Genomic DNA, 12,836 nt, shown 5'->3' with positions numbered 1-12,836 from the left:
ACCGTTGGGCCACTACCCGACGAAGCCGTATCGGGCTTTTTCAGCCCGTCGCCTGCGCCGCTTCAACCCAAGCAGAATCAGCCACTTGCAGTTCAACCGAACTGACGCTGATCAGGTTACGTAATTTTTCCGCAATCACTTGCGCCCGGTGCCAGCTCAGCCCGTCGATGACGATGTCGAGCGACAGCCAGTCATCCGTGCGCTGCACGTTGACCTGTTGCGGCGTCAGGCATTGCAGTGCGAACAGGTTGAGTGCACGGCACAGCAGGTCCGGTTCGGCTTCGGCGAGCAATTGATAGTGGACGCGGCAGTGGGCATTGCTGACGTTCCACACATCGGCGCGGGTGGGCGGGGTATTCACGGCTTCGAGGTGCGGCATGTCGGTCTCCAATATCACTGGAGGAATTTTTACATTCGATGCCGGGTATTTCTTATCTATGATGGGGCATATTGGCGATCTATCGAATCGTATGATTCAACAAAGTATCGATTAAAGGTTTTTCTATGCAAAGCGAACTGGATGGCTACGACCGCAAGATTCTCGCGTTGCTGCAAGAGGACGCTTCGCTCTCCAGCGCACAGATCGCCGAACAGGTAGGGCTCTCGCAATCGCCCTGCTGGCGACGGATTCAGCGGATGAAGGAGGAGGGGATCATTCGCGGTCAGGTGACGCTGCTGGACCGGAAGAAGATCGGGCTGAACACGCAGATTTTTGCCGAGGTGAAACTCAACGCCCATGGCCGTTCGAACTTCACCGAATTCACCGAGGCGATTCGCGGCTTTCCCGAGGTGCTGGAGTGTTATGTGCTGATGGGGTCGGTGGATTTCTTGCTGCGGATTGTGACGGCGGACATCGAGGCGTATGAGCGGTTTTTCTTCGAGAAGCTGTCGATGGTGCCGGGGATTCAGGAGGTGAACTCGATTGTGGCGTTGTCGGAGATCAAGTCGACCACCAGTTTGCCGGTCTAGGATATGTGGTGAATGTGCGGGCCTCTTCGCGAGCAAGCCCGCTCCCACATTTGATTTTCAGTGAACACAATATCTGTGTACGACAGAAATCAAATGTGGGAGCGGGCTTGCTCGCGAAGGCGGTATTACATGCGCAGCAACATCTTCCAGGCACGATTCTGATAAACCGCAATCGCCTGCTGCTTACGCGCATCCAGCGATTCATCGGTGATCGGCTCGTTGGCCAGTTGCGCCAGTTGCTTCAGCTCACCGTACAGGCGATCCATTTCCGGGATCTCCAGCACGTGACGGGCGTGGTGCAGCCAGGCCTGGATACGCTCGATGCGCGGCAGTTGCTCGGCCAGGTCTTCCGGCTGTTGCTGGTAACGCTGCAATTGCAACGAAGTGGCTTCTTCACCCAGCAAGCGCGGCAACCAGCTACCCAGCTGTGCTGCGCCCTGGCGATTGCCGCGAACATTGCGATCGGCGGCCCAGGTGCGGGCCAGCAACCAGCGCGAAGTGTTCAGCGAGAACTGACCCCAACGCGGGTCTTCGAGCTCTTCGAGAAATTGCTCCGGTGCGGCTTTACGCACGTCTTCGTCGTCCTGACCGGCCTGCACCAGTGGGCGCCAGTCTTCGAGCAACGCATCCAGCGCAAGGCGCAGATCGTGTGTCGACTGACGCGGGGCGGCCTGGCCCAGGCTGCTCAGTAATGCGCGCAATTCAGCGAGGTTTTCGACCCAGTCCTGCAACAGGCGCCAGTGGCCATTGAAGCGATATTGCTCGGCCAGACGCTGGCTGCTGCTCAGCAAGTGCCAGCTCAGCGCGGCGAACGCGTCGTCCAACGGTGTTTCGGCAGTGATTTGCGGCGCCGCCAGGCTCAGCGAGTAGCTGTTGGCGTCATACAAACGATAACCGCGCTCGGCCTTGCTGATGTCACACGGCATCAGGGCCAGGGTCGCGGCCAGTTCGGCGGCCAGTTCCAGCAGCGCGGCCGGTTCGCCTTCGCGCAGTTCGAGCTCCAGTTCGCAGATTTCTTCTTTCTGCTTGCCGACCACTACATGGCCCAGGTCCAGCGCGGCTTCGATCACCACTTTGGTCTTGCCGCGGCCCCAGGCGATTTCAGCGCGTTCACGCACGAAGTCGGTGGTGAAAATCGGCTTGAGGGTTTTCTTGTCCAGCTCGGCCAACTCTTCCGGCCAGCATTCGCCGTCGAGTTTCTTCACGTCGAGCTTAGCTTTGGGCAGGTTCCAGTCGTATTCGTTACGCTCGGACAAACCGGCAATACTCTGGCCACGGGTCTTGAGGGTCTGGATCACCTCTTCGCCATCGCGGCGCAGGCGCAGGGCAACCTTGGCGCGGGCCAGGTCACGCTCAGGCGTGTCGAAGTACTGGTTCATCAGTTCACGGCGTTCCCAGCCACTTTTGTTGCGTTTTTTCAGTAGCGGGTGCTCGCGCAGGGCGGCGAGGGTTTCGCGGCTGACGCGGAGTTTGATTTCGGTTTCTTTCTGCATGGCCGGAAAATCCAGGATCGGGAGCGCAGCCGGGGGAATGTGTGGCTGCCAAGGTCGTGCAGTGTACAGGACTCATCCGTCCTACGCGCCGCGACGGTTTATTCCTGTCGCCGGATGGTTCTATGATGGACTTCAATTCGCGAGTTGGAGTCAGCGATGCCTTTGCCGTCCATGAAAGATCAGTTCGCTGCGCTGATTGCCACGCCGTCGGTCAGTTGTACCCAGGCCAGCCTCGATCAATCCAACCGTCCAGTGATCGATTTGCTGGCGACGTGGCTCGGCGACCTGGGGTTTGCCTGCGATATCCAGCAGGTCAGCCCCGGCAAATTCAATCTGCTGGCCAGTTTCGGTTCCGGCCCCGGTGGTCTGGTGCTGGCGGGCCACAGTGACACCGTGCCGTTCGATGGCGCGTTGTGGCAGACCGATCCGCTGAAACTGACCGAAGTCGATGGCCGCTGGGTCGGTTTGGGCAGTTGCGACATGAAAGGCTTTTTCGCCCTGGCCATCGAAGCCGTCCTGCCCTTGCTCGATCAGCCGTTCAAGCAGCCGTTGCTGATTCTTGCCACCTGCGATGAAGAAAGCTCGATGTCCGGCGCCCGTGCCTTGGCCGAAGCAGGACGCCCGCTGGGTCGGGCGGCGGTGATCGGCGAGCCGACGGGCTTGAAGCCGATCCGCATGCACAAAGGCATCATGATGGAGCGCATCGACATCCTCGGTCAGAGCGGCCATTCCTCGGACCCACGCCTTGGCCATAGCGCCCTCGAAGCCATGCACGATGCCATCGGCGAGCTGCGCGGACTGCGCCTGTTGTGGCAGCGCGAGTACCGTAATCCGCAGTTCGGCGTGCCGGTGCCAACCATGAACTTCGGCTGCATCCATGGCGGGGATAACCCCAACCGCATCTGTGGTCAGTGCTCGCTGGAATTCGACCTGCGTCCGCTGCCGGGCATGGACCCCAAGGTGTTGCGCGCGGAGATTCTGAATAAACTCAACCCGGTTGCCGAGCGCCATCAGGTAAAGATCGATTACGCACCGCTGTTCCCCGAAGTGCCGCCCTTCGAGCAGTCCGAAGACGCCGAGCTGGTCCGCATCGCGGAAAAGCTCACCGGTCATCGCGCCGAAGCAGTGGCGTTCGGCACCGAAGCGCCTTATCTTCAGCGTCTTGGCTGCGAAACAGTGGTGCTCGGCCCGGGTGACATTGCCTGCGCGCACCAACCGGGGGAATACCTCGAAATGTCACGTTTGCAGCCTACCGTGCATCTATTACGACAACTGATCGAACATTACTGCCTGGCACCGGCTCAAGGTTAGGCGCCAATCATCAGTCGAGCGCCATCCATGTGGGAGCGGGCTTGCTCGCGAAGACGTAGTGTCAGTCGCATCTAACGTGTCTGACACACCGCCTTCGCGAGCAAGCCCGCTCCCACAGGGTCTGTGCTATGACAGACATGTCGGTTAAATTGCCAGTGCACCAACCCGTATTCATGAGGAGAGCGCGCGTGTCGCCAAGCCTGTTCCGACGATAACCATCAGCCCGCTGTGCGTTTTCTGTTTCGCCCATTTTTTGGCTGCTATTTATTACAGGCCCAGGTTCATGCCCGAATACGTTAATTGGCTTCGTCACGCTTCGCCTTACATCAACGCCCACCGCGATTGCACCTTCGTCGTCATGCTGCCCGGCGACGGTGTGGAGCATCCGAACTTCGGCAATATCGTCCACGACCTGGTGCTGTTGCACAGCCTTGGCGTGCGACTGGTGCTGGTGCATGGTTCCCGTCCGCAGATCGAAACCCGCCTGGCCGCGCGCGGCCTGACCCCGCATTACCACCACGGGATGCGCATCACCGATGCGGCGACCCTCGAGTGTGTGATCGATGCGGTCGGCCAGCTGCGCATTGCCATCGAAGCGCGGCTGTCGATGGACATGGCCTCATCACCCATGCAGGGCTCGCGCCTGCGGGTGGCCAGCGGCAATCTGGTGACCGCACGGCCTATCGGCGTGCTCGAAGGCGTCGACTATCACCACACGGGCGAAGTGCGCCGTGTAGACCGCAAGGGCATCAACCGCCTGTTGGACGAGCGCTCCATCGTGCTGTTGTCGCCCTTGGGCTACTCGCCGACCGGTGAGATTTTCAACCTCGCGTGTGAAGACGTGGCGACCCGCGCAGCCATCGATCTGGGGGCCGATAAACTGCTGCTGTTCGGAGCCGACCTGGGTTTGATCGATGAAAACGGTCGCCTGGTTCGTGAACTGCGTCCGCAGCAAGTGCCGGCGCATTTGCTGCGTCTGGGCAATAACTATCAGGGTGAATTGCTGGACGCCGCGGCTGAAGCTTGCCGTGGCGGCGTGGCGCGCAGTCATATCGTCAGTTACGCCGAAGACGGCGCATTGCTGACCGAGCTGTTCACCCGTGACGGTGGCGGCACGCTGGTGGCCCAGGAGCAATTCGAGGTCGTCCGCGAAGCCGCGATTGAAGACGTCGGCGGTCTGCTGGACCTGATCAGCCCGCTGGAAGAGCAGGGGATTCTGGTGCGTCGTTCCCGCGAAGTGCTGGAGCGCGAGATCGAGCAGTTCAGTGTGGTCGAGCGCGAAGGCATGATCATCGCGTGTGCGGCGCTGTATCAGATTGCCGATTCGGATGCGGGAGAGTTGGCGTGTCTGGCGGTGAACCCGGAGTACCGGCACGGTGGTCGTGGGGATGAGCTGTTGGAACGGATCGAAACCCGCGCTCGGGCTCAGGGGTTGAAGACGCTGTTCGTGCTTACCACCCGGACCGCGCACTGGTTCCGTGAGCGTGGTTTCGTGCCGAGCAGCGTCGAGCGCCTGCCGTCGGCGCGGGCGTCGCTGTACAACTATCAGCGTAATTCGAAGATCTTCGAAAAAGCCCTGTAACCGCAGGCTTTTGTGGAGAGGGGATTTATCCCCGTTGGGCTGCGAAGCGGCCCCAAAAGATGGGACTGCTGCGCAGTCCAACGGGGATAAATCCCCTCGCCACAGTGTTTAGCGTTTATTCCTGCACGTATTTCGCGCTGACATACGGCGAATAATCCGGCAGCACCGTCTCAACCTTGCCGTGCTCCTTCAGAAATTTCGCGGTCTCGCCAATGGCCTTCGCCGTGCCGCCGTCCAGCAGCGCGGTGGTCTGTTGTGCCTTGGCGTCCGGGAAAGCTGAACCGGCCAGCAGTCCTGGCACATCGGCGGCATTGGCACCGGTCAGTTTGGCGATTTTCTGCACCGGTACCGAATCAGCAGTCCAGCTGTCTTTATGCGCGGCGTAATCGGCGAAAGAGTCCAGGGTGACCTTGGCGAATTTCGCCACGACGTCCGGATGCTTCTCTGCGTAATCCTTGCGCGCGACCCAGACTTCGAAGGTCGGTGCACCCCACTGGCCGACCTGTGCGGCGTCGGTCAAGGTCTTGCCGGTCTTGCGAATTTCCCCCAGCGCAGGCGACCAGACGAACGCGCCATCAATATCGCCGCGCTTCCAGGCCGCAGCGATTTCCGCCGGTTGCAGGTTCACCACTTTGACTTTCGAGGCGTCCAGGCCCCAGTGCTTCAGCGCGCCAAGCAAACTGTAATGCGAGGTCGAAACGAACGGCGTGGCGATGGTCTTGCCGATCAGATCTTCCGGTTTGTCGATGCCGCTGCCGTTGCGCACCACCAAGGCTTCGGCCGCGTTGATCTGGGCGGAAACGATGAACGCGACAATCGGTAGATTGCGCGAAGCGGCCGCAGCCAGCGGGCTTGAACCGAGGTTGCCGATCTGCACGTCACCCGAAGCAATGGCCGTCACCACCTCGGGGCCGCTGTTGAAACGACGCCAATCGATTTTCTCGCCGATGGTCTTCTCGTAGAGGCCATCCGCTTGCGGGACTTTGCTGGGGTCGATGCCGGTTTGGTAGCCAACGGTAAGGCCGGCCGCGTGAGCACTCAAAGAAAATAATACCGATACACAAACTGTAACAATTGGGCTGGATAGTGCGCGCTTGGTCGTCATGGCGTTGCCTTCGATGAGATTTGACTGCGGATGCTTTAAATCTAATCGATCTAAAAAAATACGAATAAATACCTTTTCGGAATTAGCTTATGAAACGTTTTTTTCAGCGAGCCCATTCCAAAAGGGTATGAAAAAGAAGCACAGACTTCTTTTTAGGTTTAAGGCGCGGTCATAAACCTGCATGGACCAAATTGGCGGGGGTTAGACCATGGTCGTAGACACAGATAGTTACGATTGACTTGTGGGTCACGGTCTGGCGCTAATCGCAAACCCTAGGATCCCGGGCGTTTGACTCGGGGCCAGGACTACAAGAATTAGAAACGAGAGGAGCTTAACAATGAACAAGTCCACCTTGGCCTTGGCCGTGGCCGTAGGGGTTTTGGCGCAGCAGGCAGGCGCCGCCGGTTTCATCGAAGACAGCAAGGCTTCCGTCAGTTCTCGCACGATGTATTACAACGCCGATGCCCGTGAGGGTGCTTCTACTCCTGCGAACAATCAGCGAGAAACCGCTCAGGGCTTCAAGTTCGATTTCCTGTCTGGTTTCACCCAAGGCGTGGTGGGTTTCGGTTTTGACGCTCAAGCGCTGGTGGGCATCCATCTGGACGGTGGTCGTGGTCATCACCCGGATAGCAACACATTCTTCCCAAGCGACAGCGACGGCTCGGCATCCGACCCGTGGAGCCGCGTAGCGGGTAACGTCAAGGCGCGATTCTCGAAAACCGAGGCCCACCTGGGTGGCGCGCTGCAACCCAACATGCCGATCCTGGTAGCGAACGACAGCCGTCTGCTTCCACAGACCTTTGAAGGTGGCACCATCACCTCGAAGGAGATCGACAACTTCACCTTCAACCTCGGTCAACTTGAACATGCCGCGGGTCGTGCCTCGTCCAACTCCACGGGCCTGGCTGTCTCTACCATTGGCAATGCAAAGGAAAGCAACCAGTTCCGCTATGCCGGTGCAGACTGGAAGGTCACCAAAGACCTGACGCTGCAGTACTACCACGCGAATCTGGAAGATTATTACAAGCAAAACTTCTTCGGCCTCGTGCACGTCTTCCCGATCAGCAACAATCAGTCTTTCAAGACTGATCTGCGCTACTTCGACAGCAGTTCCGACGGCAAGAATGGTGATGCGGGTTATCGCTTCAATAACAACGGTGGTTACGCCAAGAACGTGGGCGAGGTTGATAACACGACCTGGAGCGCCATGTTCACTTACACATTGGGTGGCAACGCTTTCCTGGTCGGTCACCAGCGTGTGAGCGACGACGGCGGTTTCGTTTACCTGAACCAGGGCAACGTAGTCGACGGCAATGGTCGCAATGAAGGTGCTGGCGGCTCGAGCTTCTATCTGTTCACCGACGCAATGATCAACGGCTTCGTCCGTGCCGGCGAGAACACCACTTTCGGTCAGTACACTTATGACTTCGCCTCTCTCGGGGTTCCAGGCCTGAAGGCCTCGGCAGCCTATCTGCGCGGCGAGAACATCAAGGCCGCCAATGGCGTGGGTAAAGACCAGACCGAGTGGGAACGCGACCTGCGTCTGGATTACGTGATTCAAACGGGTGCATTGAAAGGATTCGGGACAACCCTGCGTCACGGTACTTACCGTGGTGACACTCCCAACATCAACGCCCAGGACCAGACCCGTGTGATCTTCAACTACACCTACAGCTTCATGTAACACGCTTCGCAAGAGAGCCTCGCCGGTTGGCGAGGCTTTTTTACGCATTTTTTTTCATATTCCAGTTAGGTATTGAATAGTAATTTATTATTCTTTTTAGCTTTTAAAATAAACCCCTAAAGTGCATCCCGCCGGGGCCGATACCTAGTGTCCCGCCGCGATTAAAATGCCGATCTTTATTCCCGGATGGCATGAAAAAGAATGAAATAAATTTTTTTACGTTTACCATGCCGGCCCATTCGCCGCGGTCAGAGCCTTGACCTAGACGTGCGGAGTGCGGTCAGCGGTACGCGCACATTTCAGGATCCAGAGCATTCGACTCAGGACCGAAAAAAATAGAAAACGAGGAGCGAAACAATGAACAAGTCCACTTTGGCCCTGGCTGTGGCCGTAGGGGTTTTGGCGCAGCAGGCAGGCGCCGCCGGTTTCATCGAAGACAGCAAGGCTACCTTGGGGCTGCGTAACTTCTATATCAACACCGATAACCGTGACCACGATGCCAATACCGCTGCCAACAAGCGCAATGGCGTTCAGAGCAAAAACGAAGAATGGGGCCAAGGTTTCGATCTGCGCTTCACCTCCGGCTATACACAAGGCACCGTCGGTTTCGGTATCGACGCGATCGGCCTGCTGGGCGTGCGTCTTGATTCGGGCGGCGGTACTAACGGCGCAACCGCAACTTCGTACGGCGGCACTGTTTTCCCAAGCAAGTCCAACGGCGAAGCGGTTGATAACTTCTCCAGCCTGGGCCTGACTGCCAAAGCCAAGATCTCCCAGACCGAACTGAAGCTGGGTACCCTGCAGCCAAAACTGCCGGTTATCGTGACCAACGACGGTCGTTTGCTGCCGCAAACCTTCCAGGGTGGTCAGATCACTACGAACGACATCAAGGACCTGACACTGGTTGGTGGTCAGATCGAGCACGCCAAGGGCCGTAACTCCAGCAACAACGAAGAGTTGTCGATTGCGGGTGCCAACGCTCACACCGCAGCCGGTCGTGACAGCAACAAGTTCATCTATGGTGGCGGCGACTACAAAATCACCAAAGACCTGACTGCCCAGTACTACTACGGCAACCTGGAAGATTTCTACAAGCAGCACTTCCTGGGTCTGGTTCACAACTGGGCAATCGGTCCGGGCGTGTTGAAGTCTGACTTCCGTTACTTCAACAGCTCCGATGACGGCGCCAACGGTCACGATTCGGCTTACTACACCACTGGTAATGACACGGGTTTCAACAGCGGTAAAGGCAAGGTCGACAACAACCTGTACAGCGGCCTGTTCCTGTACACCGTTGCCGGTCACACCTTCGGCGGCGGCTATCAGGCCAGCAACGGTAACAGCGATTTCCCTTGGTTGAACCAGGGCGACGGCTCGTCGGCTTACATCACTACCGACATGCAGATTGCCAAGTTCGCCCGTGCCGGTGAACGTACATGGCAAGCTCGCTACTCGTATGACTTCGCCAAAGTCGGCGTACCGGGCCTGACGGCCGGTGTGGTTTATCTGCGTGGTGACAACATCGACACAGTGGGTACCAACGGTCGCGAGAACGGTTCCGACAGTTCCGAGTGGGAACGCGACCTGACCATTGGTTACGTCGTACCGGAAGGTCCGCTGAAGAACCTGGGCCTGATGTGGAAAAACGCTTCGTGGCGCAACGACGTTCCAGGTCAACGTGACCAGGACGAAAACCGCCTGATCCTCAGCTACTCGATCCCGCTGTTGTAATAGCGCTCGCGTAACCGCTGAAAAAAAGCCCCGCCCGGCATCACGCCGGGCGGGGCTTTTGCGTTTTCAGGGCGGGGTCACCCCCGTAATCACGCCCTGATTTCCCTCTTTTGCAGCAACTCAAGGCCTTCTCGAACCTTGGAAGCGATAGTCGTCGCGATAGGTTGGCGGGTCCAGTGAACAGTTATTTAATATTCTTTTATGGTCTATTAATCGAGATATTTATTCTTTTTGTATGATCCCCAACACGAGCTACAGTTGAGTTCTACAACACACTCATCAGGAGCCCACCATGAGCATCAGACTCGGCGACATCGCCCCCGATTTCGAGCAGGATTCCAGCGCCGGCACCATCCGTTTCCATGAATGGCTGGGCGACAGTTGGGGCGTGCTGTTTTCCCACCCGGCGGACTTCACCCCGGTGTGCACCACCGAGCTGGGCTTCACCGCCAAGCTCAAGGATGAATTCGCCCAGCGTGGGGTCAAGGCCATCGCGTTGTCCGTGGACCCGGTGGACTCGCACCACAAGTGGATCGAGGACATCAACGAAACCCAGAATACCGTCGTCAATTTCCCGATCCTGGCCGACGCCGACCGCAAGGTCTCGGACCTGTACGACCTGATCCACCCCAACGCCAACGACACCCTGACCGTGCGCTCGCTGTTCGTGATCGACCCGAACAAAAAGGTTCGGCTGACCATTACTTACCCGGCGAGCACTGGCCGTAACTTCCATGAAATCCTGCGGGTGATCGATTCGCTGCAACTCACCGACAACTACAAGGTGGCCACCCCGGCCAACTGGAAAGACGGTGAAGAAGTGGTGATCGTGCCTTCGCTGCAGGACCCGGACGAAATCAAAAAGCGCTTTCCCAAGGGCTATCGCGCAGTGAAGCCGTACCTGCGTTTGACGCCACAGCCGAACAAGTAAGCCTTCAGCAAATGCGCTGCGGCTGATGGCGCTATCGCGGGCAAGCCCGCTCCCACAGGGTCTGTGTTAAACCCCAAAATTGTGATCGACACAAACACCTGTGGGAGCGGGCTTGCCCGCGATAGCAATAGATCTGTCAACGCAGAATTCAAGTTATCCAAAGAACAGGGGATTTCAGGCCGTTTCGACGGCCTTTTTTTATGCCTGGAAAACACGGTGTCTCATATCTCCATATCGCATAACCAAATGAATAAATATGATTTAAAGATATATAAATCACCTGTTAAGGTCTCTCCATCGAAGCGAGATCGCACACGGCGAATCGCCAACACCGTTCAAGGAATCATCTGAATGCTGGTCGTCTCACTCGGTGGCAGTCCCAGCCAACGCTCCCGTTCCGGGGTGCTGCTGGAACGCTCCCAACGCTGGTTGCAAGAGCAAGGTGTGGAGGTGGTGAGTTACCAGGTGCGGGACTTCCCGGCCGAGGATCTGCTGCACGCACGTTTCGACAGCCCGAAGGTGATCGACCTGCTTCAGCAAACTGAAAATGCCGACGGCCTGCTGATCGCGACGCCGGTGTACAAGGCGTCGTTCTCCGGCGCACTGAAGACTGTGCTGGACTTGCTGCCCGAACGCGCCCTGGCCCACAAAGTGGTCTTGCCGATGGCCACCGGCGGCAGCATCGCTCACATGCTGGCGGTGGATTACGCACTCAAACCGGTGCTGTCGGCGTTGAAAGCCCAGGAAATGCTCCACGGGATTTTCGCTGTGGACAGCCAGATCGCTTACGGCGAAGGCAGCGCACAAGCGCAGCTGGCGCCAGAACTTGAAGAACGACTGAACGAATCCCTGGAGCTGTTTTTCAGCGCCATGGCGCGACGGCCGAAGCCGCTCGATCCGAACCTGTTGAATGAACGCCTGTTGAGTGCGCGCTGGAGCATTTAAGCCTGCACTCAAACCACACCTGAATTCTGAAGTACTCACCTTACTCAGCCGTCAACGGCCAAGCAGGTGCAGCCATAACCCAACTGCAAAAAGGAGAGCGCTATGCGCACTGTCATTTTGCGTCGTGGTCTGGTCGCTCTGTTTGCTGCGGCTGTGTCCTTCGGCGCCATTACTCAAGCTCAAGCCGAAACTCTGCGAATCGGTTATCAGAAGTACGGCACGCTGGTGCTGCTCAAAGCCAAAGGCACCCTGGAAAAACGCCTCGCCGCCCAAGGCGTGGACGTGCAATGGACTGAATTCCCCGGCGGCCCGCAGCTGCTTGAAGGTTTGAACGTTGGCTCCATCGACTTCGGGGTCACCGGCGAAACGCCTCCGGTGTTCGCTCAGGCGGCGGGTGCCGATCTGCTCTACGTCGCCTACGAACCGCCAGCGCCGCACAGTGAAGCGATCCTGGTGCCGAAGGATTCGCCGATCAAATCGGTGAAGGACCTCAAGGGCAAGAAAGTCGTCCTGAACAAAGGCTCCAACGTGCACTACCTGCTGGTTCGCGCGCTTGAAGACGCCGGCCTCAAATACACCGACATCCAGACCGTTTTCCTGCCGCCAGCCGATGCCCGCGCTGCGTTCGAGCGTGGCAGCGTCGATGCCTGGGTCATCTGGGATCCGTACCAGGCCGCCGCCGAACAACAGCTGCAAGCGCACACCCTGCGCGATGGCCAAGGCATCGTCGACAACCATCAGTTCTACCTGGCGACCAAACCTTACGCACAGAAAAATCCTGAGGTGATCAAGACCCTCGTGGAAGAAGTGCGCGCCGTCGGTGAGTGGTCCAAGGCCAACCCGGAAGACGTGACCAAACAGGTTTCGCCACTGCTCGGCCTGCCGGCGGACATCACCCTGACTTCGGTGAAACGCCAGGGCTACGGCGCGCTGTTCCTCACCCCTGAAGTGGTCGCCGCCCAGCAGAAAATTGCCGACAGCTTCTTCCAGCTCAAGCTGATTCCGAAACAGCTGAGCATCAAAGACGTGATCTGGACGCCACCGGCAGCCGTTGCCAAAGCGCAGTAATTCGATTCCCCAAGGAG

At 58.1% G+C, this 12,836-nt stretch carries 11 protein-coding genes; 8 read left to right on the top strand and 3 right to left on the bottom strand.

Annotated features, from left to right (window positions below):
* Positions 1-40: 40 nt before the first annotated feature.
* Complete coding sequence (locus tag J2Y86_RS16585; protein WP_253433505.1) at positions 41-379, bottom strand: hypothetical protein; 339 nt, start codon at positions 377-379, stop codon at positions 41-43.
* A 125-nt stretch (positions 380-504) separates the two neighbouring features.
* Between J2Y86_RS16585 and J2Y86_RS16580 the strand changes: the two genes are divergently transcribed.
* Positions 505-969: an Lrp/AsnC family transcriptional regulator gene (locus tag J2Y86_RS16580; protein WP_008024235.1), complete on the top strand. Its 465-nt coding sequence runs from the start codon at positions 505-507 to the stop codon at positions 967-969.
* A gap of 125 nt (positions 970-1,094) precedes the next feature.
* Here J2Y86_RS16580 and J2Y86_RS16575 read toward each other — a convergent pair whose 3' ends face one another.
* Positions 1,095-2,462, bottom strand: a complete 1,368-nt coding sequence (locus J2Y86_RS16575) for a CYTH domain-containing protein (protein ID WP_253433502.1) — start codon at positions 2,460-2,462, stop codon at positions 1,095-1,097.
* 156 nt (positions 2,463-2,618) lie between these two features.
* On the opposite strand from J2Y86_RS16575, the gene argE reads away from it, so the two are divergent.
* Both argE and argA read left to right on the top strand, forming a co-directional pair.
* Positions 2,619-3,773 carry an acetylornithine deacetylase gene (gene argE, locus J2Y86_RS16570; RefSeq protein ID WP_253433498.1) on the top strand — a complete coding sequence of 385 codons (1,155 nt, stop codon included), beginning with the start codon at positions 2,619-2,621 and terminating at the stop codon, positions 3,771-3,773.
* A 283-nt stretch (positions 3,774-4,056) separates the two neighbouring features.
* On the top strand, positions 4,057-5,355 hold the full coding sequence (argA, locus tag J2Y86_RS16565) for an amino-acid N-acetyltransferase (RefSeq protein ID WP_253433494.1): 1,299 nt from the start codon (positions 4,057-4,059) through the stop codon (positions 5,353-5,355).
* 115 nt (positions 5,356-5,470) lie between these two features.
* Here the strand turns inward: argA and tauA are convergent, their stop codons facing one another.
* Positions 5,471-6,460 carry a taurine ABC transporter substrate-binding protein gene (gene tauA / locus J2Y86_RS16560; protein WP_253433490.1) on the bottom strand — a complete coding sequence of 330 codons (990 nt, stop codon included), beginning with the start codon at positions 6,458-6,460 and terminating at the stop codon, positions 5,471-5,473.
* A gap of 337 nt (positions 6,461-6,797) precedes the next feature.
* On the opposite strand from tauA, the gene J2Y86_RS16555 reads away from it, so the two are divergent.
* The 5 genes from J2Y86_RS16555 to J2Y86_RS16535 all read left to right on the top strand — a co-directional run bounded on the left by J2Y86_RS16555 (position 6,798) and on the right by J2Y86_RS16535 (position 12,819).
* Positions 6,798-8,144: an OprD family porin gene (locus J2Y86_RS16555; RefSeq protein ID WP_253433487.1), complete on the top strand. Its 1,347-nt coding sequence runs from the start codon at positions 6,798-6,800 to the stop codon at positions 8,142-8,144.
* A 357-nt stretch (positions 8,145-8,501) separates the two neighbouring features.
* The gene (locus tag J2Y86_RS16550; protein WP_253433484.1) at positions 8,502-9,875 is read left to right on the top strand and encodes an OprD family porin; all 1,374 of its coding nucleotides are present in this window, start codon (positions 8,502-8,504) and stop codon (positions 9,873-9,875) included.
* A gap of 292 nt (positions 9,876-10,167) precedes the next feature.
* Complete coding sequence (locus J2Y86_RS16545) at positions 10,168-10,806, top strand: peroxiredoxin (RefSeq protein ID WP_253433480.1); 639 nt, start codon at positions 10,168-10,170, stop codon at positions 10,804-10,806.
* Positions 10,807-11,157: 351 nt separating this feature from the next.
* Complete coding sequence (gene ssuE, locus J2Y86_RS16540) at positions 11,158-11,751, top strand: NADPH-dependent FMN reductase (protein WP_253433476.1); 594 nt, start codon at positions 11,158-11,160, stop codon at positions 11,749-11,751.
* A 102-nt stretch (positions 11,752-11,853) separates the two neighbouring features.
* Complete coding sequence (locus J2Y86_RS16535; protein ID WP_253433473.1) at positions 11,854-12,819, top strand: sulfonate ABC transporter substrate-binding protein; 966 nt, start codon at positions 11,854-11,856, stop codon at positions 12,817-12,819.
* The last annotated feature ends 17 nt before the right edge of the window (positions 12,820-12,836 follow it).

Origin of the sequence: Pseudomonas migulae, from assembly GCF_024169315.1 — a bacterium.
Classification (GTDB): Bacteria; Pseudomonadota; Gammaproteobacteria; order Pseudomonadales; family Pseudomonadaceae; genus Aquipseudomonas; species Aquipseudomonas migulae_B.
This window is presented reverse-complemented; position numbering and strand designations above follow the sequence as displayed.